This is a genomic window from Pseudescherichia sp. AS216, from assembly GCF_037152055.1.
GTDB lineage: Bacteria > Pseudomonadota > Gammaproteobacteria > Enterobacterales > Enterobacteriaceae > Pseudescherichia.
Window position 1 is genome coordinate 193,697 of record NZ_JBBCMV010000002.1, and the last position, 26,936, is coordinate 220,632.

Here is a 26,936-nt window from a genome sequence, read left to right on the forward strand (position 1 = left end):
GTCCTGTCACCCCTCCCTGACTTTCGCCGCGTTTACGGGTTCACCAGCCACGTGCCGGGCTTAGCAATATTCAGCGTTTGCGTGCGCGTTTTACCGCTCCCCTGCAGTTCAAAAGTGAACTCCCCTGCCGGGAGGGTAAGAGAGGCGTAGCCGTTGGTCGCCGGGCGTAGTGCTTTTGACTCGCCGTTAATCTGCAAGGTTTCACCCTCCAGCATGCGAATGTAGACCAGCACAATCGGCTCGGCTTCAACCGCCGCCGGGGGCGCGCTTTCCACCGCCGGTGGAGCCTGGGTCTGAACAGCAGCCGGAGCCTCATTCGCCGTGGTGGCCGGGGGTGCCTCGGCTGGCGCTGGCGGTGCGGTGACGGCGGTATCGACGCTGGCGGTTTCCGGCGTCTCATCGTCGCTGCCGCTGAACAGCAGCGCGCCCGCAACGATACCGACGATGATCCCCGCTGCGCCAATCGCTGGAACCTTGTAGCGCCGCCAGTCCAGGGCAGACGTCGGCTCCGGCGTCTCCTCTACCGGGACCAGCATGGTGCCCGGCTTTTTGGCGCTCAGCACGTCGTCAATGCCCGCAACGGGCATGTCGATAAGGACGGCGAATTCGTCAATCGACTGAGGACGATCGTCCATGCGCAGCATCAGCGCGCGATCCACCGCCTGGAGCAGAGAGAGCGAATAGCCCGCTGGCTGCAGCTCGGCCAACGGTTTGTAGGTGTCCTGAATCGAGCGCACTACGCTCACCGGCGGCGGTGAACCGACGATCAGGGTATGGATCACCGCACCCAGGGCGTAGATATCGGTCCACGGCCCCTGCTCGCTCTCGTTGTCATCGGTGTACTGCTCAATGGGCGCAAAGCCCGGGCGCAGCATGGTCTCCGTCTCGTCGGAGAGGTTGCCGATGGTGCGACGCGCCGAGCCGAAGTCGAGCAGTACCGGCAGGCCGTTATCCTGGATCTGAATATTATCCAGGGAGATATCGCGATGCAGGTAGCCTTCATCGTGAATGGTCTTGATGGCACCAAACAGCATCGGCAGCATGCGGCGGATCCACGCCTCGTTAACCATCTCTGGCTTCTGCTCGCGCAGGCGGGAGAGCGTGGTCCCGCTGTAGAACAGCGTCCCCATGTAGGCAGTATCGTTCTGCACCCAAAAGCGCAGGACGTGCACCAGGTTAGGATGGTTAAAGCGCGCCAGCAGGCGCGCCTCCTGGATAAAGCTATTCAGCCCGGCAGAGAAGGCTTTACCGAAGCGCTCGCTGCGCAGTACCAGCGTCATGTCGTCGCCACGTACGGCTAGCGAGGCGGGCATAAACTCTTTGATGGCGATAGTGCGCTCAAGCTGGTGGTCCCAGGCACGATATACGATGCCGAATCCACCGCCGCCAATCACCTCTTTTATCTCAAACTCATTGAAACGGTACCCGACCGGCAGCGCGTTTGGGACAGTCCGATTGTTATCATTATCCATCATGTTTAACAGTTCTCTTGATGATTGCGTTACACGGCAAACTGACAGTGAAACTCGCCCTGCTCACAGGTGACGCGCAGACGTTGGTACTGCTCGTCACTGCGGCTGGCGGTCAATAAAATCTGGCTCATCTGCGGCAGCAGCGTATTAGTAAGAATGGCGTCAACCATACGTCCGCCGGACTCGACCTCGGTACAGCGCTGAACAATCTGCTCTACCACGCTGTCGTCAAATTCTGAATCAATGCCGTGGTTCTCCTCCAGACGGCGCTGAATACGTTTAAGCTGGAGGCGAACGATCTGACCCAGCATATCATCGCTGAGCGGATAGTAAGGCACCACCAGCAGGCGGCCCAGCAGCGCAGGCGGGAAGACCTGTAGCAGCGGCTGACGTAGCGCACCGCCCAGCGCCTCTGGCTCCGGCATCAGCTCCGGATCGGCACACATAGCGCTAATCAGATCCGTGCCGACGTTGGAGGTGAGGATGATAATGGTGTTGCGGAAATCGATCAGGCGTCCTTCACCATCCTCCATCCAGCCCTTATCAAAGACCTGGAAGAAGATCTCATGCACATCCGGATGCGCTTTTTCAATTTCGTCCAGCAGCACCACGCTGTAGGGGCGACGGCGAACCGCCTCGGTTAACACACCACCCTCGCCATAGCCCACGTAGCCCGGAGGCGCGCCCTTAAGGGTAGAGACGGTATGCGCCTCCTGGAACTCGCTCATGTTAATGGTGATGACGTTCTGCTCGCCGCCGTAGAGTGACTCTGCCAGCGCCAGCGCGGTTTCGGTTTTACCGACGCCGGAGGGACCGCACAGCATAAAGACGCCGATGGGTTTGTTGGGATCGTCAAGCTTCGCCCGCGAGGTCTGCACCCGGCGAGCGATCAGCTCCAGACCGTGACGCTGACCAATCACCCGCTGATTGAGCGTATCGGCCAGGCTCAGCACCGCGTCGATCTCGTTTTTCACCATCCGCCCCAGCGGGATGCCGGTCCAGTCGGAGACCACGGCAGCCACCACGTTCTCATCCACGGCGGCGAACAGCAGCGGCGCATCGCCCTGCAACGTCTTCAGCGCCTGCTGTTGGTCAGCCAGCTGGCTACGCAGCTCGGTCGTCTCCTCCTCTTCGGCGGCAAACAGCGCCGCGCGCAGGCGGATAATCTCCCTGATCAGGCCACGCTCCTCCTCCCAGCGCTGGTTTAACGCCTCGCGCTGGGTCTCTTGCTGGTCGCGCTCCGCCTGGAGGGTGGCGACCCGGTCGGTTTCACCCACGCCGACCCGCGCTTCGCGTCCGGCAATTTCGATCTCTACGTCGAGGGCAGCAATACGGCGCAGGCAGGCTTCAAGCTGCGCCGGCGGTGCGCTCTGGCTGACCGCGACGCGGGCGCAGGCGGTATCAAGCAGGGCGACCGCTTTATCAGGCAGCTGGCGCGCGGGAATATAGCGATGGGAAAGCTTCACCGCCGCGCTGACCGCTTCATCCAGCAGCAGCACCTGATGATGCTTCTCCAGCGGCGAGACGGTGCTGCGCAGCATCAGCACGGCTTTTGCCTCGTCCGGCTCATGCACCTGTACCGTCTGGAAACGGCGGGTCAGGGCCGGATCTTTCTCAATGTATTTTTTGTATTCCGCCCAGGTGGTTGCGCCGATGGTACGCAGCTGACCACGCGCCAGGGCCGGTTTCAGCAGGTTGGCAGCGTCGCCGGTGCCCTGCTGGCCGCCAGCGCCAATCAGGGTATGAATTTCATCAATGAACAGAATGATTGGCGTGACGCTGGACTGGACTTCATTGATCAGCGCCTGGAGCCGGGCTTCGAACTCCCCTTTCATGCCCGCGCCCGCCTGCAACATGCCGATATCCAGCAGCCACAGCTGAATATTTTGCAGCGGTTCCGGCACGTCGCCCTCGGCGATACGCAGCGCTAATCCTTCCACGACCGCCGTTTTACCCACCCCGGCTTCCCCGGTCAGCAACGGGTTATTCTGCCGACGACGCATCAGGATATCCACCATCTGGCGGATCTCTTCATCGCGCCCCACCACCGGATCGATTTTTCCCTCTCTGGCGCGGGCCGTCAGATCCTGACCGTACTGCGCCAGCGTGCCCTGTGCAGCGGGCACCGCGCCGGTGGGTGCCTCTGCGGCTGCGGCGGCCTGCTGCGTCTCTTTGCTCTGGGCGCAGATGGTGTCGAACTGCTCCAGCAGCACCTCAACGTTGATACGGCCAAACTGGGCGGAGATGCTTTTCAGCACGTTCGCCAGGTTCCAGGTTTTAAGCAGGCCAATGAGCAGATGCCCGCCGCGAATACGGCTTACGCCAAACGTCAGCGAACCGTATACCCAGGCGCGCTCAACGGCGCTATCGATATGCTCTGAGAGATCGGAGACCGAGCTGGCCCCACGCGGCAGCGCATCCAGCGCGGCGACAATATCGCGGGTGAGCTGTGGCTCATCAAGAGAGAAGTGGCGGATAACCTGCTGGAGATCGCCATCCTGCTGCTGCATAAGCTGATGCAGCCAGTGCACCAGTTCAACATACGGGTTTCCGCGCAGCTTGCAGAAGGCGGTGGCGCTTTCCAGCGAGGTAAATAACAGCGTATCGAGTTTGCCGAAAAGCACGGCACGGCTGATTTCTGACATGTTCGGTTCCATTGATAACATTGATGTGTGACGTCAGAGACGAAAATCAGAGCTCTGCGCTAAAAACCAGGTCGCCGCGAGGTATCGGCAGAGGCTGTTGTCCAAGCCAGGTGTTGTAACCCAGCCGACCGCCTCCCCCGAGCGCCACGCCGCGTACCGCATCGGCTCGTAGTAAAATTTGCGTATCCCACTGATACTCAAGACCCAGGTACTGGCGCACCCAGTCGCGCAGCGCCGTTACCCAGGCTTCGCCAGGCAGAAAGCGGTCATACTCCTCTGCGCTCAGCGGACCTATTTCGATACGAAACTTATGCTGCACGTCGCGGACGGCTACGCCAAGAAACGCCGACTGGCCTAGCCGGGGCAGGCGTCGTCCCGCACCGAGCTGGGCCTGCTCACGAGAGGAAAGCGGCATCCACTGCGGCACGTTCATCGCCAGCTTTACCGGCACCTTAAAGTAGTTGCGCAGGATCTTCTCCAGCCCTTCCGGATCGCGGCTATGGCGCGTCAGGTGTCCGGCATGGGTAAAGCGCGCGTGTGGGCTGAGGCTGCCTTTCGCCATCTGCCCCGGCTGCCCCATACCGATAAGCGACGCCAGATAGCGATCAAAACGCTTATTGTCAGCACGGTCGAGCGACACGGCGGGCTGCGCATCGGCCCACGCGCGGTAGAAAAGCAGCGTCAGACGATGATGAAAGAGATCGGCGAACGCGGCCAGGCTATCGTCCTGATGGTGATGGATACGCTCCCGAGCGTACTCCGTCATGTGCACCGGCAGCGGGCCGTTGGGGCCAAACATGCCAAAGCTCAGGATAGAGACCTCATGCAATCCGCTCTGCGCCCGCTGGCGAACCTGTGCCACCGTGGAGGGGGCAAAGCTCATGGAGGGCTGCTGACCGATACGCAGCGGCTCAAATTTTGGCAGCGGCGCACGGCCCAGCGGGTAACGCTCGCCCCCCTGGGCGTCAACGCGTCTCAGCAGCTGGAAGAGATCGTAGCGCCAGGGCGCGTCCATCACCCCGCGCCAGAACGTCTCCGGCAGCGGCGTCAGGCGATGAACCTGCCGTAGCGTGGTCACGGTTTCACTCATATCAGCGCCCTTTTGCCCATTCTCGGTGCCCAGTAGCCAATCTCCCCCCGCTGCTGGCTCTTAAGCGTGAACTCGGTAAAGCTATTGATGGAGACCAGGCGGGCGAAAAGGCGCTCCAGCACGCTGCCAAACAGCCACGGGCTGGAACCCGAGAAGGCCTGCTCGTCCACCGTCAGGGTAATGCCGATGCCACGGGCGAAAACGATAGGCCCCGGCTCCGGCACGCGGCGATGAACGGGCTCCAGCACGCAGTGGCGAACGCCCTCGATCTGGCGGGCAATGGGCGCTTCGGCCAGGCCGGCATACAGGCCGAGCAGCTGGCGCAGCGCGGCGGCGCCGTCTTCGTTTTCACTGTCCATCAGGCTCAGGTAGTTCATTTGCAACTGGCTGATGAGCCGCCAGGTGCTGAACCCCTCCGCCAGCGCCGGACGCGGCGGCGTGGGGCCTTTACGCAGGCTCAGCTTTTTCACCGGCATCGAATCCGACAGGATAAACTGGCCCAGCTCCTGCTGAAGCATCAGCGGCAGATCGCGGCTGGTACAGAGCACGTCGGCGGTGATATAGCGCAGGCTCTCCTGCCACGGGGCATGCTGCTCATCCACCAGCGAGACAAACACTTCCGAGCCGGTGTAGCCGGTACGGGTGCCGTAGCGTAGCGCATGTTCGGACAGCACACGCTGCTCGCGGCGCAGGGAGAAGTAGGCTCCGTAGTTGCCTGCATCCTGGCTCCAGGTGCTCCAGAACGGACGAAACGTCTGATCGTCACGCTGGCCGTCGGCGCTACCGTAGATCTTGTTTACCGCATAGATTTCATAATCCAGCGGACGGATATTATCGACCACCAGATGACATTCGTGCTGGTTATCACTTAGCTTCTGGCGAGAGGCCACCTTCGGGAAGAGATTGATCACCGGCGTGCAGTGCATCGCCATGTGGCTGGCGTCCACAACCCGCTCCAGCTGCTCGTCGGTTTTATCCAGCAGGATGAAAATATCAAACGCATGCTCTGCTTCGCAGCGGCTAATCAGCTTGCTAAGGCCGCTCAGGCTGATAAAGCGGAAGCGCGCCGGGAAAGCAAAATACTCCTGAAGCAGCCGGTAGCCATCAAAGTTGCGCAGATCCTCTGGCAGCAGCGCATGGTCGGCGTCAAAACCCTCATGACGCAGGGCGTTCTCTGGCAGCTGTTGACGCTGCGGCTGCGCGCCCACGGTCTGGCAGACAACGCCAACGTGATGCTCCATGACCAGTTCCAGCAGCTTCAGCGCTTCGATGTCGGGGCCGCTCAGGAAGAAATCCAGCCGGTCAAAGTTGAGATGTCCAAGGTGCTGCGGGCCATCGCAGGCGATGCGGATCCGCAGGGCGCTGGTGATCCCGCGCTGGCTGAGGCCAAGCTGGGCGAGAGGCAGATCGGCAGGCACGCCCCCCAGCTCAACGCTGTCGATTTTCAGCGGCAGCAGGTTGACGTCATGCGCCGTGGTATAGCTACAGGTGACCCCGTTTTTTTTCAGCGCCAGGCTGTCCATCATGGTGCCGCGCGGCACGATAAACCCGTTGCTCAAATCGCCCCGCCCGCTATCGGGCTGCAGTTCAGCGATGGCCATGGACGGCGTGGGAGCTAAATAGTTGGGGGCCAGCATCTCCAGCAGGCGCTGGGAGAAGCGCGGAAATTCGGCATCCATTTTGAGCTGTACGCGGGAGGTCAAAAAGGCAAAGCCTTCCATCAGGCGCTCGGTATACGGGTCCGCCACCTCTATGCCCTGCATCCCTAACCGCCCGGCTACTTTAGGGTAGCGCTGGGCAAACTCTGCACCCATCTCCCGCAGATAGGCCAGCTCGCGGTTGTAGTACTCAAGCAGTTTACTTTCCATAGTTACCCCGCATCTTTAAGTTCAAAATGACCGTTTTCCAGATCGACATCCGTGCGAAACAGAAACTCCAACGGGTACGGTACGCACCACATACGCCCTTTGATCTCTATCGACAGCACGTTGTGCAGATCAAGCGACGCCGTGTCGGATATGCAGCGCACCTGGAGCCCTTGCGCCATGATACGCGGCTCAAAGTTAACGATCGCCTCGGTTAACTTGCGCTGGATGTCATGCCATTCGATATCCGACATCCGTTTTCCCGCCAGCGGCGCCACGCCGAAGTTCACCACCGAACGGCGCACTTCCGGCAAGGCGCTGAGATCGTGGGACGAGTCCTGATTGATGGTATTAAACAGCCACTGCAGATCGCGCAGCACCTGGTGCCGCAAAGCAGAGTGGGTAATAAAGTTGCTGTTTGCGGGCTCCCGCTGCTTTCCGGGATCGTTATCCGTCAGGCGATCCAGCAGCGAGGGCTGCATCTTGTCGCGCGCGCCCACTCTTTCCTGCTTGCTGCGGGCTTGCCAGCCGCTGCGCAGCAGATCGCCTTCGCCAGCGGGTTTACTCATGCTCGCTGCCTGCCGTAAAAGTGATCAGGCTGAGTGACAGCAGCGGGCTTTCACTCTGCTCACTGAGCCACGCCTTCTGACCCAGCCCTTGATACAGCACGCCGTCGTCATCCAGCGGCAGCCATTCCGTCGCCCGCCCCAGCTTGACCGCGTCAGCCGCCTCGGGCTCAAAGGGATAGCGCGCCGGGAGCTGGCAGACCTGCTCGGTGCCATCGGTCAGGCGCACCAGCGCGTGACGCCACACCAGGTCGGTGACGCTGGCCGGAGCCTGAAAACGGATCTCTTCGATGGCGCTAAAGGGCAGCCAGAAATAGCGGCCGTTAAGGATAGTTTCACAGACCGGCCCCAGGCGCGCGTCGCCATCCATCAGCCATGCAAAGTCCTGGGTCTCTTCATTCTCAAACGTAAGCACGCCAGCGCTGGCCTCAGCCTGCTCCAGCGCCTCAAGGCGTAGCGTCCGGGCGCGCTCCCCGGTTTCAGCCAGCGCCGAGGCGAGCGTAGCCAGCCAGGGCCACTGCGTATCCGGCATCGACGGGCGCGCCAGGCCTGCCAGAACCTGAGCACGCTGCAGCTCCCCCTGCATGGCCTGCTCAAGCAGCGTCACGGTAGGCTTCGCCTGTGGCTTCATTGCCAGCCAGCTTTTCAGCTGGGTTATCGCCCGCGTCCAGTTACCGCTCAGGGCCAAAAACTGGACAAAGGCGGCGCGCAGATCGGCGTCCGCCGGACGGGATTTGATCTCAGTTTCCAGGCGCAGCAGGGCGTCATTAATCGACTCATCACCCAGATGTTGATAAAGCGTATTCATAGCTGCTCCTTAATTCGCGGCGCGCCAGGCACCCACCGCAGGATCGCGCAGCTGCGGGCGCAGCGCATCGACCAGGACAATATTGAGCGTGGCATTCGGTGCCAGCCACGGGGTCCAGAGCTGTTTCACGGCCTGCAAACGCGCCTGCAGTTGCGCATCGTCGCTGGCCAGCTCCTGAGAGACCTGAACTACTACCGTACCTTCGCTCTTCCAGCTGTTTAGCGCGCTGTCGTAAGGCAGGATCATCCAGCTCTGCTCGCTACCTTTGGTGCTGAAAACCATGCGCTCTTTATTCACGGAAGTGATGAGTACATCATCCGCATTAACGCTGTCGCTCAGGCCGGTGACCGGGAAGCCGTGGACATAGGTCACTGGAGTCTCCTGCTGCCCGCTGTTGCTGGCCTGCGTCATCACAGCATGACCGCTCAGCCAGCTACCTTTTTCGCAGCTCGCCGTGCCGGATGCCGGAATAAACAGCGCCGGTGCGGCCGCGCCGCCCTGCCAGAAGGTACGCAGATGGCAGCCGTTTTGCAGGGTAAACTCCTGCCATGGCGTGCGATCCGCCGCGACCGAGAGCGTTTCCGGATTAACGGCTGGCGGGACCAGGGCGTTATTAGTCGTTGTAGCTACCTGCGGCTGTGACTGCGGCTGCGGCTGCTTGACTGCGACCGCCCACTCCTTGTTTTTACTCGCCGTCCCCTGGGCCAGCGTTGTACCCGCAGGATCGTTCAGCGTCCACGACAACTGCTGCAGCTTGCCGCACTGGTTTTCCAGCAGCGCGCCCAGGCGAGGCATAAAGCTGTCGAGTATAGAGACCTCTTTATTGCCGTTCGCCACGATACGTAACGCGACGTCTTGCTTACACCAGCTCTGCGGCGTTTTGTCCTTGATATCGTCTATCCAGATATCCAGCTTTTGTGAAGGCGACTGCACGATGCGATAGTTCTCAGCCTGTGCGGTGCCCGCTACAGCCAGAAGCGCTAAACCCGATAGCCAAAGTTTCATATAAGTCCTTGTGTGCCTAATCAATCCAGTACGGGAAAAAACTGAGCTGCATCAGAGAGCGTATGCAGCAAGGTGGTGTCCTGCGGGTTGCCCATCCACACCGCAACAGCGGTGTAGTTATCCTGAGCGCTACCCTCGCTTTCGCTGTTTTTTTGAATGAGCTGCTGCATTAGCGTCAGCCACTCCTGCGGCGTGTTGACCATATGCAGCGACTGTTTCATCTGCTCTTCGCTAACGCCGTGCCAGAAGCCGTCGGTGCACAGCAGAAAGACATCGCCATCTTCGACCGGGACCACATCGCTGTAGCTCGCTTCCGGACCACCGTTCTCGATGCCCAGCGCCAGATAGAGCAGATTGCTGTTGATGTTATCCGTCTGGTGCCCGGCATCTTTCATCTGCTGGATTAGGCTGTGGTCGGTGGTCACATGGGAGAGCCAACCGCGACGAAACAGGTAGAGGCGGCTATCGCCCGCGTGCGCCCAGTAGGCCAGCTTGTAGTCACGATCGATAAACAGGCTGACCAGCGTGGTACCCATCCGGCGGTAGTCCTGCACCGCCTGCTGTTCGCTGAGGATGGCGCGGTTTGCCTGCTGAATATAGTCGGGAATTTCTTGTGCGTTCAGGTGTTTATCGCCGTTGAAGCGCGAGATAATGCTGTTGCGGGCAAGCTCAGCCGCGACGTCGCCGCCCGGCAGGCCCGCGATACCGTCACACACCACGAAGCAGGCCGCGCGCTCCCCGATGTTTTCTCCCGTCTGATCCTGGTTACTGGCGCGCGTTCCCTGGCGGGAGAGAGAGGCCGTTGCGATATTCATTCTTCTTCCGATCCGCTTTGTGAGTCTTTGTACTGATTGACCTCCATGTCATAGGCATGCAGGAAGGCTTCGCCAAACAGGGTATGGAAGTCATCTTCAATTTCGCCTGCCGTCTGGCCGTAGGAGCGAACGAAGTAGTCCCACAGCGCGGCTTTACGGCTGCCCGGCAAGGATAGACGCGACGTCACGCCATCGAGCTTCGCCTGCTCTTCAAGCTGCTCCGGGTTAAAGGATTGCAGCATGGCGGCGATGATGGCGCGGATGCCGGAGATCATGCCCAGCTGGTGCGCCTGAAGATCGATCAGCGCATCGCGCACCGATTTTTTCGGCGGCATAAAGCCCGGCATGCGGGTGCCGAACATCTGCATCAGCACCGTTTTCCCGGAAGGAAGCAGCTTGAACGGGTTGTTGGCGTCGTCCAGCACCATCGTCATGTCCGCTTTCACGCCGCGTTTGAGGATCGATCGCGACGAGAGGAGTGCCACCGTCCCCTGAGAGAACATGCTCAGCATCTGGCCGAGCTGGCGCATATTTTCCCGGTCGAACTGCGGCGTCGGCTGCATATCGCCAAGGCCCATCCCTTCCAGCAGTGCCTCCAGCAGCTCGCCCTGCAGTACGTCGCCCCGGGCAGGCTGGGACGAGGAGGCAGAGGCGGCGTTTTGCACCGGATCGATACGCAGGCGGCCTTTAGGCGTCTGCATTTGCGTGCGCGCAACCGCCTGCGGCGTAGGCATGGTAAAGCCTGCGTAGTCCTGGCGGTCCGGCTCCTCGGCTGGCATGTCAGGTTCAGCGTGCGGCGCTTCCGGCAGCGGCACCTCTGCAAACAGCGGCGAGTTGGCCAGCGGATCGGCATCGTCAGGCGTCTGGACCAGCGGCGCTACGGTTTCAGGCTTTGACGTAAACTCAGGCTCAGGCTTCTGCTCAGGCGCAGCGGTCAGCGGTGCACCGCCCATCAGCCCCAGAGGATCGTTATCTTCAGCGGGTGCTGCGTCTTTCGGCAGCGGATCGTCTTTGGGCGACAGACTGTTATTAGGCGACAGATCGTCTTTAGCAGAGAGATCGTCGGGATGGGTAAGCGGTGCGCCTCCCATCAGCCCAAGCGGATCGTCATTGCGCGCGGCGGGTGCGCTGGCAGAGCCGCCGAACAGCGCCAGCGGATCGAGCTCGTCCTTCGGCTCCTCTTTTGGCAGCGAAGGCTCGCTCTCTTTTGGCGGCACCAGCGTGCTGGGCGTAGCGTCATTGAAGATGCTGTCGCTTTTAAACAGCGCCTCGTCGCTAAACAGCGAGTCGGTATTAACGTTTTTACGCTCTAGCTGGGGATCGCTATTCTGGAACATCGCCAGCGGATCCTCGGCGTTGCGTTCCGGCTCTTTGGGCTGTGAGAACGGATCGTGAGATTCAGCAGGCTGTGGTCTGGCGCGGCTGCTTGAGATGCTGTCGGAGATAGAGAACTCCTGCATCAGGCTGTCCCAGATCTCCGTAGGCACCGCCGTAGGCGCGGCGTCCGCTTGCGCAGCGTCGCTGGCTGGCTTCGATGCTGGCGCTGGCGCGGCGGCAGGTTTCGGCGGCGGCGGCGTAATCACCGCTGCCGGACGGCTTACCGGCGCAGCCTGCTGTTGCAGGCTAGTAACTTCGATGCGGTAGTCATCAATACCCAGGATGTCGCCATCCTGCAGTTCGACCTGGCGTCCGCGCTCCAGGGGAATATCGTTCAATGCCACGCGGGTCACGCTGCCCCGGTTGGTGATGTGGCACTCGCCCTGAGCATCCACATGGACAATGGCCTGCAGGCGGGAGATCGTGCGGTCGTTATCCGGCAGCACCAGATTGTTATCCGTTCCGCGGCCAATGGTGCCACCGGGCGCATAAAATTCGAAGCTACTCGTGGGTGGCTGATGGCCAGGTTTTGTCGAAATAATCGTGAATCGCATAGCGTATTCCTGCTGGTATGGTTAGCACTCAAACGCAGCCGCTCTTAAGGAAGAATGGCTGCGTTTGGGGGCGAATAAGTTGATTAAGAAAAAGCTGAATGGTGCAAATAGATACGTCTTGGAAATAAGTTACAAGTTTTTTAAGGGCTAAGACTTAACTGCATGATTAATACTATTTATTCTTATATTGCTTCGCTTGCACTGAAAGACCAATTACTTAAGATAAAAAACCGATCTTAACAAGTAATGCATAAATCAGACCAACCCCAAAGCCTAACCCCATAAAATAGCCATTTCTATAAAAACCGCGTATCCATGAAAGATCATAGTGCTTTCTTATTAAGTCACCCGCCTCTGGCTCTATCCACCTTTTATTATCAATCGGAATGCGCTTACCCTTTAGAATCATAGAGATAATCGATACGCGATATCCAAACCCTTTCACGCCTAACTGCTCATAAAAATAGTAATCTTCAAAGCGAATAATTGAATGATCGACTAACAGTTGAAAAACACTTGCAAGCTCGTTTCTATACTTCCGATAATAGATGTAGTTAATAATAAGAGTGTATATCCAACTGAACATTAGCATTAATAGGAATGTCAACTTAATCATATGCAAAATCATTTTATGCAGACTATCAGCAGTATATGAAAAAGCCAGTCACCGCTCTTCAGCAAGCAGCACTCATTTTTACTAATATCATCCTCAACATTTAAAAAACCCACTAGTACTTATAACCGACGAAAGATAATATTAGTAAAATACATAAAAGGACACTACCTAGCTTGACTTTACAACCATAATTTTTAACCCATATCAAATCAAAATCCTTTAATAGAGTCTGACAAGCTTCTGGCTCAAGCCAGCGAGTACGAGTTAACTTAACTCTCTTACCTTTAAGAATTAAGAAAAGAACCATTACTCTTGCACCAAAACCCCAAAAACCTAACATTTCCAAAGTCTGGTAATCATTGTCATGCAATAATCTATTATCTTTTAAAAGCTGAAAAATACCCGCTAATCTTTTTGAGTATCTTTTATAATCCATCAAAAAAGACACAACAATTAGAATCCATACTATAAATAGAAACAAAACAAACAGTGAATAAATGTGTTTGGCATCCACACTAATTTCCACCATAAATCAAATAGTTTGTTACTTGACCAGCATATCCACCGACTGTGGCTCCTATTGATGAACCAGCCGCACTGACAATAACACCGCAGGCTATAGTTCCCATACCTACAGTAGGTACACCTAGTGCTAAGCAAACCGGAGTTGTTAAGGAAGCAGCTAAAGCTGCACCTGCTACTCCACCACCGAAGTTACAATATCCTCTAAATGGCAACCTAGCTATTTATATAGCATCAACAAAACAGTAGTAACAGCCAACCAAAAAGTAACTATGTAAGCTTGGATTTTGTATAGACGATGCAATTGCATTATCCAACTAATCCTTGAATCAGGTAATGACTGTATAAATTCGTATGCTTCTAGCTGAACATAACGCTCGCGTGTAAATTTTATTCTTACACCTTTATATAGCCTTACAAACCAGATTATTTTTTGATAGTTAGCAAATGAACCAAAGTATACAGCGTAGTTTGTCATTATATCAATATCAAAACCATGACTGCGGTACTCTGCCAACAACTCTTCATATTTTTCTTTATTACTTCTAAATTGACTTGAATTAAATAGGTCAATTATTACAATCATTAAAAATGAAATGGCAGATAAAGATATAAGAACATTTTCAGCACTCACAATATTTTATCCATTATAAATCCAGTAAATCCTCCAGCTACTTCACTTCCTGAATATCCTCCAGCGGCTGCGCCAACTATAGAGCAAGCAAGTGTTCCGACACCTCCACTAGCAAGTCCCAGACCTACACATATGCCACTTCCTAACAGAGCACCATATTCCCCAGCATACATTCCACCCACAATACCAGCGCCGAACATACTGTATTTTTTTACCGCAACTTTCGCACATTCACCTTCGCGTCCGGTGGTACAGGCATGGTACACATCGTTAGTGGTGTTCATAAATGAGAGGCCTAACGCCACCCATCCGCCCGCTTTCATAAAGCTCGCTGCTTTTGCTGAGCGGATTATGTAGCTGGCGTATCCGGGGATGGTGCCTACCCCAACCGTGCTCCACTCATGAATAATCGCGCGTGTGGACAAGCCCAGTGCTCTTTTGATGCTCTCGTAGCGGTCTATGTTCAGCGACATACGACCGAGGCTATTTAGCAGCGGCTTAAGCTGGGCGAACAGCGCGTTTCGCTCCGTATAAAACTGCTGACCAATCAGCGTGCCCTGCGTACGGAACTGGTTCTGGTAGGTCTGCTCTATTTTGACCAGAATCGACTCAATCTGGTGAAAATATCTTTCCCCCGCCTCTCCCGCCGTTCCAACAACCTTCTCTCCCAGGGAGGTCAGCGCCGCAATGTGCTGATAGTTCTTGTTCAGGAATGCCGCTACATTGTCATCCGTTGTTGCCAGGGCCGCGTTCACTTTTTGCTTCGCCATAATTATATGATTAAGCTGATACACCTGATTCTGATTCGCCGGGTCGGCGACTATCAAAATCTGTCCGGGCCTGACCCAGCGCATATCCCTGTTGAGATGCATAAAGTAGCGGGCCGCTTCGCTGTTCGGATTGTTAAACAGCAGACGCGCCTGGAGATCTAAGTTTCCCGGCTGCTGTACCACGCAGTATCCGGGGGCTACAGTAGATTGTGTTCTCATCTTTAATCCCTGTTAAATCGCTTTAACAGCAACCTCTGCCCGCTGTTTTAAAGCGACATGAGAAGACGATTTCTCATTTTTACTAAAAATGATTTTGAAATTCGTTCAGCCTGTTAAAAGAACACCTGTTAACCTGACGTAGCATCGCAAACGATTTCAAAATACGGTCTGTAAAAATGATTCTACTGCGAACCTGCCATTCTCTGTAATGTATTTGTGCTATCCATGCTATTACAGCTTGTGCTATTTAATCTTACAAGAACTACCTGGTGCCTTTACCGTAGATATTATTAATAGCTTCGCTATTAGCGATAAGCGTACATTTCAATACTTGATACTCACCCGGAAGTGAGCCGCCGATCTTTTCTTTAAGCTGATTATCAATGGTTTTGTCTGCCTCTTCGAATAACTCAGCGGACACGTTACTTGCTTCAAGCCACGCAGATGCGCTGACCTTAGCATCGCTCTTTAAAGATTCACCATCAGCAATTTTGCCAATGCAGCGATTTTGCACCCAGTTACTAAAAATTTGCTGCTGAGAAAAGCTATTTACTTCCGGCAGCGTTTTCGCAGAAACGTCGAAAAAGGTGATTACCAGGAGAAATGCTAACAAAGTTTTCATTTAGGCTCCACGGTATGGTGTAGCAAGAAACTTAGTTAATAAAAAACCTTTAAACAACCAATTTAGCATTCAAATAAGCTCACTTTAAAAAATAACCTCATTTGGGTACTAAGTTAGTACATTTATGCTTTGCATTTACTCGATCTTAAAAATACTTAGTTCACCTTTCGCATTTTTTCGCAGGTTGAATTGGGCAGCATAATGTATCGCCTCATTCCCATCTGTAACCTTAAGGGCTACATCGTATTCACCAGCCTCCCAGTCAATACCGTTCCATTGATGGCAATCATGGGCATCTAACCTAACAACAGGTGAGTAGGTAGCAGGTTCAGAAATGGTTCTCCACTCCCCTCCCTCTCGTTTCATAACCGTTGGTGCATGGCTGCTTAAAGAGTTATCGAGACTTGAACCAGAAGAAATACTGAAACATGGCTCATTGTTTTTTAGCCTCACCAACAACGGTTCATACTGAGCAGAGTGTGAGATGCAGCCGCTACTGATAAAAGCAACTACCAAAGCGACTGTCAATATTCTCATAACCAAACCCGCTGCCTTTAACGTTTAAAAGCGCTTGCGAAAAACAGTGCTACCTATCAGGTACAATTTATTACATAAATTGCTGTGTAATGACATCAACTCTATCTTTCATCGTTTTCTCAATGCAATCTGTATCAGCCCTACATTCATTACGTTTTTTTAGCCAGTTCATTTGAGTTGCTTTAATGTTGTTTAAGGTGGTTTTGTCATCGGGCATAATTTTTTGTTGTTGCATCAACAATGTCTTGTAAGCTTGATTAACGCTATTATCCCAAGAGGCCAGCTCATTATTACTACATATAGCTTTTTCCGTTGGATTCAGGGATGCGTGGCAACTAAAGGAAGGGCTTATTTTTTCATTAATTTGAATACGCTTCATTACTAAATAGCTATTATCGTACCAATTTGTAATAAGTGTATTACGTTCTAGTAACGCAACCCAATTACCAATATCTTCACCTTTTGGACCAAACTTACCCTCTTTACAGACTATACTCACCGGTAATACATTTTGCGCTTTCAAACCATAGTCTTCTGCTTTAGGGTTCTGTGGTGCAACATGGCGCTTACCCGAAGTGGATTCAAGTAACTTATCTAGGGAAATAGTCTTATTTAACTGATAGTTAGGATAAGAACAATTTACCGAGTTATCGAGATTACCATTGATATTTTCTCTATTAATCACCACTTTCCTACCAATATAATGGGGATCATTGATAGTAGTACCGGTACTCGTGGTGGCCTCATTATCTAACTGTACAGCGGTAACCCGCCACTCTCCGATTAACTCATTGATTTTTTGTGATGAGTCGTCAGCATAACAGTATCCCGTTAACAAAGCTAGCGAGATAAAAAAAGGTATTTTTAAAATATTCATTAGTATTGCCCATTAAGAAATAGGTTAACTTCATCTCTGCGGCGGTTAACTAAGCCTTTTTGAATTTTAGCACCACTATAAACAATTTTACTTATAAGTGTCATTGCATCACTTACTTGGCCATTATTAATATAGTTGCAAACTTTATCAAGAAAAGTAGCCGGGTTATAAGCAAAGCATACAAGTGCATCAAATTCATATTGACGCAGTGGCACAGCTATACGTCTTCTTACTGAATTAACGTAGGCTGGCACAGTCAATTCAAGGAGTTTTTTTTCTTGCTCTGTAGTTAACTTTAAAAGATCTTTATTATCTTTAGCAAACTGAAACGCAGTTGTACCTTTTTTTCCAGCACCTTGACTCGCTTTTTCCGCCTCTTCTTCAGAAAGACCTAACGATAGAAGTCTTGTTTTCACCTCGGCATTGGTTCTATGACCCATATCATAACCAGGGCCAAGCGTTACTCCACTTATTCCACCGGGCCAATGTAGATGATTACTAACTCCCGCTTGGGCTTCATGACGGTAAATAAAATTGAATCCACTTGTCGAGATATTCATCGATGAACACGGTTGACGTCCTACATTACCATTAATCGGTGGTGCAGGCGCTCGGGTGACATTTTTCTTACCCAGCGCGGTCATGGTTTTACGGCCAGCAATCCCGTCAACATGGAGATTCTTTTTACTTTGAAAAAGTCGTACCGCATTTTCTGTTTTACTACCAAAAACCCCGTCTGGATAAATGTCATATCCTTCAGAGTTAAGCATTTTTTGAAGGCTTTTTACTTCAGGCCCTTTATATCCAAAACGTAAAGTTGACATACACATTTTCCTTAGGTAAATAATTGCAACCCCCAAAAGGGGATTGCAATTTTACTATTACGCTTCTTTGTTTTCTTTGATATTCCAGCCAGCGCTGCTTTCAGCCCCTTTACCGCCAGCAGAAGTCTGTTCCCAGTACTGCTGTTTTACTTTCGCAGCCTGGAATGCGTAAGCAATACCAACCAGATCACCATCATCGGAACCGGTATACTGAACAGACGTTACCAGCACATCTTCCAAAGTAATACGACCGTATTCCACCTGCTGACCACCTGCTTTGCAAACAGACAGTTCAACTTTAGCCAGGTGTTTACCGCTAGCGCAGTGCTTCAGGATAGCGGTCGTTGATTTGTCGATCAGCGCATTAACGTGCAGGTCGTTGAAGTTAACTTTACCAGCACCGCCGCCGCCGCCAACGCTCATGTTACCCGGCTGGGACGCTCCCCAAGTAAAGGAAATAATATCAGTCCAACCAGTATGATTCGAATCTTTCGATTCACCTGTAACACCTTCGACCTTCAGGAACATATCAATAGCCATAGTATCTACTCTTCGTGATTGAAAATTATTGCTTTCAAAAAAGCACTTATATGGCAAACAGGAAAGCATGGGGCTGAATAAAACCGTCCATATTTTACCTCTGCCTCTAGCCTAAACGCTGTTAAAGCGTTCAGATCATCCAGAGCGGTAGCATGAGCAACCCCTCTAAATCTGGTTCATTCGCGAACTATTACGCGAATGAGTAATATTGCAAAATAGAGCAACATTTAAATCCGTGATTTTAACTTTTCCGCCACATAATATACTGCGACCGATGCAGACAATGACACTACCAAAATTAGTGCGTTGACCGCTTGCTTTATAGTGCTACCGGCCCACTCAAAGACAATGAGGTAATAGCCTACTACGGTAAAAAGAAGCATGGCCGACATAAATAGAAGCGCATAAACAGCCATATAGATGATGATTTTTTTAAGCAATTATGGCCTCTGCCAGCATTCAGTAAAACCATTTTTCTTCAGCAAATGATTTTACTGAAGTGCCTGTCATCTCTAAATGAGTTATTCATGTAAAGCAAACTTATAACGTATCTTACTAACCAAATATGTTAAGACTTACTATTGTGGATTATCATCAAGCCAGGTGTGATCCGGTTGGCCGATTATCACTTGCGAAGTTAACTTATCAAGCTCATCGCTATGGTACAGCCGTAAACAGTTTAGGGTTACGCCTTGTATCGCAGGTTTTCGTTCAGAATGAAACCCGTTAGTAAAACCTTTATATTTATCGATAAGAGCATTGACCTTATCATTGCCATTTTCAATATCGAAAGGCACCCACTCCAGCAATGCATTACCGCTGCGTGCGGCGTCCAGAGAAAATTGACTTTTATCATCTACAACTTGTGCAAGACAACGTGACAACACCATATCTTTTACAACTTGCTTATACGGCATTTTTTTTATAAACAGAACAGGATCATTAGTCGCATTTGCTGTCATTGCAGTAGCGAACAGAACAAGGCCTAAAAGCACATTTTTCATGGTAGCCATTCCTCGCAGCGTAAAAAGATGATCTTGTACTCGCCATTTGTCCCCTAGAAGGGCCGGGTTGATCTACAACCCGGCTTTTTAACTATTACGCTTCTTTGCTCTTCAGCGACGGCAGCTTCGATACCAGACGCAGGGAAACGGTCAGACCTTCTAACTGATAGTGCGGACGCAGGAAGAACTTCGCCGCGTAGTAGCCTGGGTTGTCTTCGATCTCCTGCACCTGCACTTCCGCTGCGGCCAGCGGTTTGCGGGATTTGGTCTCCTGAGAGGAGTTAGCCGGGTCGCCGTCGACGTAGTTCATCACCCAGTCATTCAGCCAGCGCTCCATCTCTTCACGCTCGCGGAAGGAACCAATCTTGTCGCGCACGATGCACTTCAGGTAGTGCGCGAAGCGGCAGCAGGCAAACAGGTACGGCAGGCGTGCCGCCAGACGGGCATTGGCCGTCGCGTCCGGATCGTGATACTCCGCCGGCTTCTGCAACGACTGCGCACCAATAAAGGCGGCGAAGTCGGAGTTCTTGCGGTGGATCAGCGGCATAAAGCCGTTCTTCGCCAGTTCGGCTTCACGACGGTCGCTGATGGCGATCTCAGTCGGGCACTTCATGTCCACGCCGCCGTCATCGCTCGGGAAGGTGTGACACGGCAGGTTCTCTACTGCCCCACCTGATTCCACGCCGCGGATGGAGGTGCACCAGCCGAACTCTTTGAAGGAGCGGTTGATGTTGGCGGCCATCGCGTAGGCGGCATTGGCCCATGAGTAGCTGTCATGGTTCGCGCCGTCGGTCTCTTCTTCAAAATCGAAGCTGTCTACCGGGTTAGAACGAATGCCATAAGGCAGGCGCGACAGGAAGCGCGGCATCACCATGCCCAGATAGCGCGCATCTTCGGATTCACGCAGTGAACGCCAGGCGGCGTATTCGGTGTTCTGGAAAATCTTGGTCAGATCGCGCGGGTTTGCCAGCTCCTGCCAGGACTCCATCTGCATCACGCTTGGCGCAGTACCGGTGATGAACGGGCAGTGTGCCGCAGCACCAATGCGCGCCATCTCGCTCAGCAGCTCGACATCCTGCGGGCTGTGGTCAAAGTAGTAGTCGCCCACAATGCAGCCAAACGGCTCGCCACCGAACTGGCCATACTCCTGCTCATAGACTTTTTTGAAGATGGGGCTCTGATCCCAGCCCACCCCTTTATAGCGCTTGAGGGTGCGGCCCAGCTCCTGCTTGGAGATGCTCATAAAGCGAATCTTCAGCATCTCATCGGTTTCGGAGTTGTTTACCAGGTAGCTCAGACCACGCCACGCGCTCTCCAGCTTCTGGAACTCGTCGTGGTGGATGATCTGGTTCACCTGCCGGGAGAGCTGCTCGTCGATACCGGCGATCAGGTTCTGGATGGTACGGTAGGTGTCGTTAGAAAAGGTAACCGTGTTCTCCAGCGCCTGCTGCGCCAGGGTTTTTACCGCGCTCTCTACGGCTGAACGGGCCTGGTCAGTCTTCGGGCGGAACTCTTTGTTCAACAGCGCGCTGAACTCATCCTGGCTAAACGCCTGCCCCGCCTGCTGCTCATGTTGTTGAGAAGGATTGCTCATCGATTACTCCTCGTTACCTTTTACGCTATCGTCATTTTTTGGCATCTGGCTCAGGGATTTGAGCAGGGTCGGATCCTGAAGGATCTTGGCGATCAGCTCTTCTGCACCATTCTTACCGTCCATGTAGGTCAGCAGGTTGGAGAGCTGCGTGCGCGCCTCCAGCAGCTTGTTGAGCGGCTCAACCTTGCGTGCAATCGCATCCGGCAGGAAATCTTCCATGCTTTCAAAGGTCAGATCGACGTTCAGCTTGCCGTCGCCGGTCAGCGTGTTGTCCACGTGGAACGCCACGCGTGGCTTCAGGGCTTTCATACGCTCATCGAAGTTGTCGAGGTCGATCTCCATGAACTTACGCTCGTCAACCGCAGGCAGGTTCTCAACCGGTTTGCCCGCCAGGTCCGCCATCACGCCCATTACGAAGGGAAGCTGGATTTTGCGCTCCGCACCGTAAATCTCTACGTCATACTCAATCTGTACGCGTGGCGCACGGTTACGTGCGATAAATTTCTGCCCACTGTTACTCATTGCCATGATGCTCTCCATCAAAGATGCGCTGTGAAAATGTGGCGACCAGCATCAGGCCAGACGCCGTTACAGGGTTATGCGTCAATCGCGACGCCCAAAAATGTTTTCCAGTTGATGCACGCCATCCGGGGCCAGATCCCGAATGATGTCCATAAAGTTGAGTTCGATTAGCTTCTGCACCCGGTCAATCATCAGCGGCGCGGGATGGCTAGGTTCATGCTGAGCGAAATAGTGCTTGGCTTTCTCCAGCATCAGCTGCGCATCAGCGCGGCTGGTGACCTGCACGCTGCGCCAGTCGGCGGCGTACTGAACCGGCTGGGGCGCAGGCGCGGAGGGGGTTTCCTCGCTTGCAGGCGCAGCGTCCTGCGGCGCTGGTGCCACATTGCCGTCGGCTGACTGGCAGGCGTTAGCCACCAGCCCAACGGTTTTTTGCAGCTGCTCCATCTCTGGCACGCCGCTTTCGCTCAGGTAGCCAATCAGCAGTTCGCGAATGGTTTGCAGACGCTCGTGGATCTGCACCACTGCCTCAATACCCGGCTGGCCGCCGCGCGCCAGTTCGTCAATGAGCCGCGCCCGGCCACCCGGGTAGTCGGCACATTCGGTTTTACTGCCGTCCAGCAACGCCTGAGCATCGCGGAGCGAAATCTCATCGCCGCTGGAGCGCAGCAGCGGTGCAACGCGCAACGCGGCGGTGAGATCTGACTTATCGCTTAGCGCGGCCAGAGCGTTAATGCGGTAGATCGGATCGGTTTCGCCATACTCCTCCAGCAGCGGATAGAGCGGCTCCCAGTAGAGCGAGATCGCCTGCTGGATTAACAGCAGCCCATCGGCATAGCCTGCTAGCCCGCGACGCTTGGTCCAGGCGTGGGTTAACGCCATGATCACCCGCAGATCCTTGGTGCGCTCCAGCAGACCGGTGGCCAGCTTCTCCACCGTAGTCCAGTCGGCAGGCTCAGCGGGAATAATGGTGGTGCCAAACTGCTGCTCGGCTTTCCCCTGGCTGGCCTGCTCCATCGCCTGGTAGTCAGCGTCATATTCCAGATTGTCGCCGCAGGGTTTCTCCGGGCTTATCGGGGTAAGAAAGTGATCGATGCTCATCAGATACCTGCTTATTCAAACATGGGCGGATAAAGCCCGTGACGTCCGGGTCTGGCCCCGCCTGCGGGATCGAACAGCAGCGTAAAGAGCTGTCCGGTAAAGTTACCGCTGTGAACATGGGTGTAGAGCGGATACCCATCGCTGCGGTTGGTCCACCAAAAACTGGTCTGCCGCTGCGGGTCAAAACACTCTGCCGCCTGCGGCCAGCTCAGCGTGCAGCGCTCTTCGCCTTCATAGCCAATGACATCAAGAATGTCAGAGCGCACCTGCGGCTCTGCGAGCTGTGGCGAGGGAATGGCCATCAGCGCCTGATCCAGCTGTTCCGCAGAGAAGGTGTTGCGCACGGCGTGCAGCAGGACGCGACCCAGCTGCTGATACCAGCTTTCCGCCTGAGCCAGCAGGCGCGGCGACCACTCGGTCGGGTTAAAAGAGAGCTGGGCGCACACCGGATAACGGCGGCCAACGCTGTCGCGCCCCGGCAGCAGACAGCCCATCTGCACCATCTGACTGCCAAGCATGGGCGGCACCACAAAATTCCACACCGGCGCGGCGCTGAAGTCGCGCTCGCCGCTGCGGAGCTCCTCCTGCTGCCAGGCGTGCAGACCTACCTGAAACCAATGCGACCACTGGCGCTGCAGCGAGTCGGGAAAGCGACGCTGTAAAAAATCGCCGGCACTGGGTAATTTTCCGTACCAGCTTGTCGCGGGGGTATTCGTCATACGGCTATCCTTGCGATTAAGGGCATGAGAAACGAGGAAGCTGGAACGGGTTGCGAATACTGTTTGGCGCAAACTCCAGCGTGACCTGATGGCCATCTACGGTAAACGTCGCCTGCCGGCTCAGACTGCCGCCGCCTGGGCTGATACGTGCTTTATCAAAGAAACGGTTAAGCGCCCAGGCGCCGTTGGTGACCAGCGTCGAGGTACTGCCGTTCGCCAGCCCCAGCTGCATACGCACCTGGTTTGTTCCGCCTGGCCCCGGCCAAGTCATGATCTGCACCGCCTGCGGCCCGTGGCTGTAACGCAACATCTGACCGTCTACGTCCAGGGTCAGATTGAGAATAGTGTTGTCCATGCGGACGGTGCGCACCGTAACCTTATAGGATGGCGTCGCAGCACCGCTGGCAAAGAAGGCATCGCGAATCGACTGCGCCTGCTGGAAGGGACGCAGCAGCCCTTCGCTGCCCGGTAGCGTTTTGCCATCAATGCCCGGCATAAAGCGCCAGCTCGACTGTGTGGTGTCGACTTTATTGGTCAGGTTGTCGCGAAAGAAGGCATCCATCAGGCCGGTTCCTGGGGCAAACATTCGCGCCAGATCGTCCGGCGTCACCTCACTGCTGGCGCTGCGCACCAGCGGGTAGCGGCCCGCGATAGCCTGACGGCAGAAGCTGCCCACTTCGACATTAATTCGCTTACGCACGTTATCGAGATCGCGGCGCTGGGTGTCGCTGCTTGCACCGACCGCCATATTGCTGAACATGGTCTGCAAGCCGCCCGGCAGGCGACCCGCGCTGGCCTGCAGGCGGCTGATAGCTTCCCCGCCCGGCGCTGGCATGCCGCTGTTCGCCGCATCCTGCACGGCGGTCAGATAGCGATACAGCTCATCCACCTGCTTGAGGAAATCATCAAAGACGATGGTTTTGCCGCCCTTCTCCAGGGGCTGTGCCAGCTCTATCATCGGCGCGTAGTGGTCAGTCACCAGCTGCTCCGGTGCCTGGGTCATCACGGCTCCCTGCTTCGGCGCGCCGTCGTTATTGCTAAACAGTGCCTCCAGGGTACGCGTGGCGCGGTTGTTCTGCTCTTTGGCCTGCGCGGCATCCGCTGGGCTCGGCGCTTCACGGGAAAGGGTCAGAACCTTGCTCAGGTTCATCACCAGACGTCGCAGCGGCGAGTTGCTGCTGGAGAGCAGCCGGGCGGTGTTAATGCGCTGGGAGAGATCGGCGCTGTTGTTGAGCTGAATGTCAGCCAGGAAGCTGTCCCAGTTGGCGATAAAGTCGCGCATATAGAGCTGACGCACGGCGTTGTCGGTCTGCTGCTTATCCTCCTGGGCCGAGGTGCTTCCCAGCACCCAGGCGTCATCTTCATGCAGGGCGGTAGTGACGCTATCGATTTGCCCGTTGAAGCTTTTCCAGTAGCCGTCTGGCGTATACAGGCCCGGAACGCCCTCGCTCACCGGTTTACCGCTTTTACGGGAAAACACCAGCTCGCTCTGCGGTCCGCCGAGCATCGACAGTGATACCGGCTTGAGGTTTTCGTCATGCTCCAGCAGGCGCTTAAGGCGACCGTACACCCGCGTCGAGAGCGGCTGCTGGTTGATGAGTGCCCGCTCGCGAGCCACCAGCGCCTCGTCTTGCGCATAAGGCGACGCCTGGATCTGCGGCTCCAGCAGCTGAGTCAGATGCCACTCCAGCTCGCGCAGCTGCGCCTGGGTTACGTTTTGCGGCAGGTTGCGCTCCAGGTTGAGCATGACCCACGAGTGCAGGAATTTGCCGTCGTAGTGCTTCGGCTGGTAGAGCATCTGGTAGGCCTTCAGCGCTTCGTAGCTGTACTCTACGTCGCTGCCGTTGTCATTGCGTAACCAGGTGGTGATGTGCATCGCGACGGCGGGCAGCAGCATCTGCTCCAGCGCTTTTTGGTACAGCGCCTGCGATGCGTTGCTGACGTCATACCCGCGATACAGCCCCATCCGCCGGGTGATCGGCGGTTCGTTGATATCAAACTCGCTGCTTTTCGGCAGTTCAACCAGGCCATTAAGCAGCGGCAGCAGCGCAAACAGGTCACGCTGCTGAAGGTTTTGCAGCGCCTTACTCTGCTGTTCCACCTCCGGCACTTTCGCCTGTACCTCTTTGAGGTAGGCGCTGTTTTTACCGTAGCTGGTCAGCCACAGGCCACCTAAAATCACCAGCAGGGCCAGCAGCGCGGCATAACCAGACCAGATCACCGCCCGGTTGCGCAGCTCCCACCAGCGATTCTCCCCGGCGATGCCCGCTTCCTGGAAAATGACGTTTTGCAGCAGATTCTTAATGAAAAAGCTCTGCCCTTTGGCTCCCGGGATCGGGGCCTCTTTGCTTACCGAATCCCAGTTATCCGCCTCGTTACCCTCTGGCAGCGAAAGCGCCCGGTTCAGCTCGCCCATCACCCGGTCAAACGGCATGCCCTCCTGGGTGCCGCTGGCAAAGTAGATCCCGCGCGGCGAAAACTCGGTTTCAAAGTTGGAGCGGGCAAACACCGTGCTCAGGTAGTCCGCCAGCAGCGGACGTAGCGCAGCGAACTCCTGCGGGAAGAGCCAGGCTTCGGCGCGGGTCTTTGCATCGTGCTCCTGGAGCATGGTCTCTGGCAGGCCCGCATCCAGACGCTGCTGCAGCAGGGAGAACTCTTGCTCGAAGTTCCCCATCAGGTCAAAATCGGCCTGCTTAGCTTTTTCCCACGGCAGGGTAAAGCCCCAGATCTGGTCGCGCTGGGCCTTATCGAAATCGGAAAACCAGGCGCGGAAGCCTTTAAGCAGATCGACCTTGGTGACCATGACATAGACCGGGAAGCGAATGCCCAGCTGCTCGTGCAGCTCCGACAGACGCTGGCGCAGGTTTACCGCCTGCTGGCGGGAGGCCTCGGCGGACTGCGTCAGCAGATCGGAGATGCTGATGGTGATGATGACGCCGTTGATGGGCTGGCGACGGCGGTATTTACGCAGCAGCTGAACAAAGCTGAGCCACTCCCCGGCATCCTGCGCCTGTTCGCTCTCCTGAGTCGTGTAGCGGCCTGCGGTATCCAGCAGCACCGCCTCATTGGTAAACCACCAGTCACAGTTACGGGTGCCGCCAATACCGCGCAGGGCCGTTTTCCCAAAGCGATCCGCCAGCGGGAACTGGAGGCCAGAGTTGGCCAGCGCGGTAGTTTTACCCGAGCCCGGCGCGCCGATGATCACATACCACGGCAGCTGATAGAGATACTGGGTGCCAAAGCGTTGCGTCCACTGCGCGTTGCGGTTGCCCGCCTTGCTGAAATGGGCTTTCTTCAGCATCTGCGCCGCTTCATCAAAACGGCTGGCCAGGATCTGGTCTTCGCTATTCAGCCGCTGCTGCGGATCCACCGACTGCGGATCGGTCGTATCCTCTTTGAGCTTATCCATCAGCTTGCGGTTGAGCCAGGCGTTATAGAGGCGAGGCACAATGTGGCTCTGGGCCCAGATAAAATAGAGCACCACGATGCTGATGATACGGTTCTGTTCTGATTCGAGCGGCCGGGTATCGACAATCGATAGCAGCGGGCCAATCATCCAGATCACCGCCGCCAGGGCTGTCACACCAAGGAAGCCCCACAGCAGGCGATTGGTGAGAATGGAGAGAAGTGTTGTCAGCATC

24 protein-coding genes are annotated in these 26,936 nt (G+C 55.1%); all 24 read right to left on the bottom strand.

From position 1 onward, the window contains the following. Positions 1-32: 32 nt before the first annotated feature. The 24 genes from WFN61_RS06485 to tssM all read right to left on the bottom strand — a co-directional run bounded on the left by WFN61_RS06485 (position 33) and on the right by tssM (position 26,935). Positions 33-1,475, bottom strand: coding sequence for a serine/threonine protein kinase (locus WFN61_RS06485; protein WP_144817786.1), 1,443 nt, complete (start codon positions 1,473-1,475; stop codon positions 33-35). A 26-nt stretch (positions 1,476-1,501) separates the two neighbouring features. Continuing rightward, on the bottom strand, positions 1,502-4,117 hold the full coding sequence (tssH, locus tag WFN61_RS06490; RefSeq protein WP_337038341.1) for a type VI secretion system ATPase TssH: 2,616 nt from the start codon (positions 4,115-4,117) through the stop codon (positions 1,502-1,504). Between the two features lie 46 nt (positions 4,118-4,163). Beyond that, complete coding sequence (tssG, locus tag WFN61_RS06495) at positions 4,164-5,207, bottom strand: type VI secretion system baseplate subunit TssG (protein WP_144817784.1); 1,044 nt, start codon at positions 5,205-5,207, stop codon at positions 4,164-4,166. After that, on the bottom strand, positions 5,204-7,075 hold the full coding sequence (gene tssF / locus WFN61_RS06500; RefSeq protein ID WP_257758390.1) for a type VI secretion system baseplate subunit TssF: 1,872 nt from the start codon (positions 7,073-7,075) through the stop codon (positions 5,204-5,206). Before tssF ends, tssG begins: the two co-directional genes overlap by 4 nt. A gap of 2 nt (positions 7,076-7,077) precedes the next feature. Further along, on the bottom strand, positions 7,078-7,641 hold the full coding sequence (gene tssE, locus WFN61_RS06505) for a type VI secretion system baseplate subunit TssE (protein WP_144817782.1): 564 nt from the start codon (positions 7,639-7,641) through the stop codon (positions 7,078-7,080). Beyond that, the gene (locus tag WFN61_RS06510; RefSeq protein WP_144817781.1) at positions 7,634-8,446 is read right to left on the bottom strand and encodes a type VI secretion system accessory protein TagJ; all 813 of its coding nucleotides are present in this window, start codon (positions 8,444-8,446) and stop codon (positions 7,634-7,636) included. The genes tssE and WFN61_RS06510 overlap by 8 nt, the downstream gene beginning before the upstream one ends. A gap of 9 nt (positions 8,447-8,455) precedes the next feature. Further along, a complete protein-coding gene (locus WFN61_RS06515) occupies positions 8,456-9,451 on the bottom strand; it encodes a hypothetical protein (protein ID WP_337038345.1) in 996 nt (331 codons plus the stop codon). Positions 9,452-9,471: 20 nt separating this feature from the next. Beyond that, complete coding sequence (locus WFN61_RS06520; protein ID WP_144817779.1) at positions 9,472-10,266, bottom strand: PP2C family protein-serine/threonine phosphatase; 795 nt, start codon at positions 10,264-10,266, stop codon at positions 9,472-9,474. Continuing rightward, the gene (gene tagH / locus WFN61_RS06525; protein WP_337038348.1) at positions 10,263-12,197 is read right to left on the bottom strand and encodes a type VI secretion system-associated FHA domain protein TagH; all 1,935 of its coding nucleotides are present in this window, start codon (positions 12,195-12,197) and stop codon (positions 10,263-10,265) included. The genes WFN61_RS06520 and tagH overlap by 4 nt, the downstream gene beginning before the upstream one ends. Positions 12,198-12,414: 217 nt before the next feature. Continuing rightward, the gene (locus tag WFN61_RS06530; protein WP_312283005.1) at positions 12,415-12,813 is read right to left on the bottom strand and encodes a hypothetical protein; all 399 of its coding nucleotides are present in this window, start codon (positions 12,811-12,813) and stop codon (positions 12,415-12,417) included. 112 nt (positions 12,814-12,925) lie between these two features. Next, the gene (locus WFN61_RS06535) at positions 12,926-13,327 is read right to left on the bottom strand and encodes a hypothetical protein (protein WP_312283006.1); all 402 of its coding nucleotides are present in this window, start codon (positions 13,325-13,327) and stop codon (positions 12,926-12,928) included. 228 nt (positions 13,328-13,555) lie between these two features. Further along, positions 13,556-13,969 carry a hypothetical protein gene (locus WFN61_RS06540; protein WP_312283007.1) on the bottom strand — a complete coding sequence of 138 codons (414 nt, stop codon included), beginning with the start codon at positions 13,967-13,969 and terminating at the stop codon, positions 13,556-13,558. Beyond that, the gene (locus WFN61_RS06545; protein WP_337038352.1) at positions 13,966-14,958 is read right to left on the bottom strand and encodes a hypothetical protein; all 993 of its coding nucleotides are present in this window, start codon (positions 14,956-14,958) and stop codon (positions 13,966-13,968) included. Before WFN61_RS06545 ends, WFN61_RS06540 begins: the two co-directional genes overlap by 4 nt. Positions 14,959-15,220: 262 nt before the next feature. Beyond that, on the bottom strand, positions 15,221-15,580 hold the full coding sequence (locus tag WFN61_RS06550) for a T6SS amidase immunity protein Tai4 family protein (protein WP_312283010.1): 360 nt from the start codon (positions 15,578-15,580) through the stop codon (positions 15,221-15,223). 135 nt (positions 15,581-15,715) lie between these two features. Continuing rightward, on the bottom strand, positions 15,716-16,117 hold the full coding sequence (locus WFN61_RS06555; RefSeq protein ID WP_312283011.1) for a putative T6SS immunity periplasmic lipoprotein: 402 nt from the start codon (positions 16,115-16,117) through the stop codon (positions 15,716-15,718). A 70-nt stretch (positions 16,118-16,187) separates the two neighbouring features. Next, positions 16,188-16,994, bottom strand: coding sequence for a lysozyme inhibitor LprI family protein (locus tag WFN61_RS06560; protein WP_312283012.1), 807 nt, complete (start codon positions 16,992-16,994; stop codon positions 16,188-16,190). Beyond that, positions 16,994-17,818, bottom strand: a complete 825-nt coding sequence (locus WFN61_RS06565; protein WP_312283013.1) for a peptidoglycan-binding protein — start codon at positions 17,816-17,818, stop codon at positions 16,994-16,996. The genes WFN61_RS06560 and WFN61_RS06565 overlap by 1 nt, the downstream gene beginning before the upstream one ends. Positions 17,819-17,875: 57 nt before the next feature. Beyond that, positions 17,876-18,358: an Hcp family type VI secretion system effector gene (locus WFN61_RS06570; protein WP_312283014.1), complete on the bottom strand. Its 483-nt coding sequence runs from the start codon at positions 18,356-18,358 to the stop codon at positions 17,876-17,878. Between the two features lie 578 nt (positions 18,359-18,936). Further along, complete coding sequence (locus WFN61_RS06575) at positions 18,937-19,362, bottom strand: T6SS amidase immunity protein Tai4 family protein (protein WP_337038357.1); 426 nt, start codon at positions 19,360-19,362, stop codon at positions 18,937-18,939. 94 nt (positions 19,363-19,456) lie between these two features. After that, a complete protein-coding gene (gene tssC / locus WFN61_RS06580; protein WP_312283016.1) occupies positions 19,457-20,956 on the bottom strand; it encodes a type VI secretion system contractile sheath large subunit in 1,500 nt (499 codons plus the stop codon). A gap of 3 nt (positions 20,957-20,959) precedes the next feature. After that, the gene (tssB, locus tag WFN61_RS06585; protein WP_042387797.1) at positions 20,960-21,484 is read right to left on the bottom strand and encodes a type VI secretion system contractile sheath small subunit; all 525 of its coding nucleotides are present in this window, start codon (positions 21,482-21,484) and stop codon (positions 20,960-20,962) included. A gap of 75 nt (positions 21,485-21,559) precedes the next feature. Continuing rightward, positions 21,560-22,576, bottom strand: coding sequence for a type VI secretion system protein TssA (gene tssA / locus WFN61_RS06590; protein WP_312467989.1), 1,017 nt, complete (start codon positions 22,574-22,576; stop codon positions 21,560-21,562). Between the two features lie 11 nt (positions 22,577-22,587). Next, positions 22,588-23,295, bottom strand: coding sequence for a type VI secretion system-associated protein TagF (tagF, locus tag WFN61_RS06595; protein WP_144817764.1), 708 nt, complete (start codon positions 23,293-23,295; stop codon positions 22,588-22,590). 16 nt (positions 23,296-23,311) lie between these two features. Then, positions 23,312-26,935, bottom strand: a complete 3,624-nt coding sequence (gene tssM, locus WFN61_RS06600; protein ID WP_257758404.1) for a type VI secretion system membrane subunit TssM — start codon at positions 26,933-26,935, stop codon at positions 23,312-23,314. Between the last annotated feature and the right edge of the window lies 1 nt (position 26,936).

Bases quoted from the DNA above. Each gene is read 5' to 3' on its own strand.
- tagF (WP_144817764.1), bottom strand. From the start codon at position 23,295: ATGACGAATACCCCCGCGACAAGCTGGTACGGAAAATTACCCAGTGCC.
- tssM (WP_257758404.1), bottom strand. From the start codon at position 26,935: ATGCTGACAACACTTCTCTCCATTCTCACCAATCGCCTGCTGTGGGGC.
- WFN61_RS06545 (WP_337038352.1), bottom strand. From the start codon at position 14,958: ATGAGAACACAATCTACTGTAGCCCCCGGATACTGCGTGGTACAGCAG.
- tssE (WP_144817782.1), bottom strand. From the start codon at position 7,641: ATGAGTAAACCCGCTGGCGAAGGCGATCTGCTGCGCAGCGGCTGGCAA.
- tssF (WP_257758390.1), bottom strand. From the start codon at position 7,075: ATGGAAAGTAAACTGCTTGAGTACTACAACCGCGAGCTGGCCTATCTG.
- WFN61_RS06510 (WP_144817781.1), bottom strand. From the start codon at position 8,446: ATGAATACGCTTTATCAACATCTGGGTGATGAGTCGATTAATGACGCC.
- WFN61_RS06570 (WP_312283014.1), bottom strand. From the start codon at position 18,358: ATGGCTATTGATATGTTCCTGAAGGTCGAAGGTGTTACAGGTGAATCG.
- WFN61_RS06550 (WP_312283010.1), bottom strand. From the start codon at position 15,580: ATGAAAACTTTGTTAGCATTTCTCCTGGTAATCACCTTTTTCGACGTT.
- WFN61_RS06515 (WP_337038345.1), bottom strand. From the start codon at position 9,451: ATGAAACTTTGGCTATCGGGTTTAGCGCTTCTGGCTGTAGCGGGCACC.
- WFN61_RS06560 (WP_312283012.1), bottom strand. From the start codon at position 16,994: ATGAATATTTTAAAAATACCTTTTTTTATCTCGCTAGCTTTGTTAACG.
- tssH (WP_337038341.1), bottom strand. From the start codon at position 4,117: ATGTCAGAAATCAGCCGTGCCGTGCTTTTCGGCAAACTCGATACGCTG.
- tagH (WP_337038348.1), bottom strand. From the start codon at position 12,197: ATGCGATTCACGATTATTTCGACAAAACCTGGCCATCAGCCACCCACG.
- WFN61_RS06530 (WP_312283005.1), bottom strand. From the start codon at position 12,813: ATGATTAAGTTGACATTCCTATTAATGCTAATGTTCAGTTGGATATAC.
- tssB (WP_042387797.1), bottom strand. From the start codon at position 21,484: ATGGCAATGAGTAACAGTGGGCAGAAATTTATCGCACGTAACCGTGCG.
- tssC (WP_312283016.1), bottom strand. From the start codon at position 20,956: ATGAGCAATCCTTCTCAACAACATGAGCAGCAGGCGGGGCAGGCGTTT.
- tssA (WP_312467989.1), bottom strand. From the start codon at position 22,576: ATGAGCATCGATCACTTTCTTACCCCGATAAGCCCGGAGAAACCCTGC.
- WFN61_RS06565 (WP_312283013.1), bottom strand. From the start codon at position 17,818: ATGTCAACTTTACGTTTTGGATATAAAGGGCCTGAAGTAAAAAGCCTT.
- WFN61_RS06575 (WP_337038357.1), bottom strand. From the start codon at position 19,362: ATGAAAAATGTGCTTTTAGGCCTTGTTCTGTTCGCTACTGCAATGACA.
- WFN61_RS06520 (WP_144817779.1), bottom strand. From the start codon at position 10,266: ATGAATATCGCAACGGCCTCTCTCTCCCGCCAGGGAACGCGCGCCAGT.
- tssG (WP_144817784.1), bottom strand. From the start codon at position 5,207: ATGAGTGAAACCGTGACCACGCTACGGCAGGTTCATCGCCTGACGCCG.
- WFN61_RS06555 (WP_312283011.1), bottom strand. From the start codon at position 16,117: ATGAGAATATTGACAGTCGCTTTGGTAGTTGCTTTTATCAGTAGCGGC.
- WFN61_RS06485 (WP_144817786.1), bottom strand. From the start codon at position 1,475: ATGATGGATAATGATAACAATCGGACTGTCCCAAACGCGCTGCCGGTC.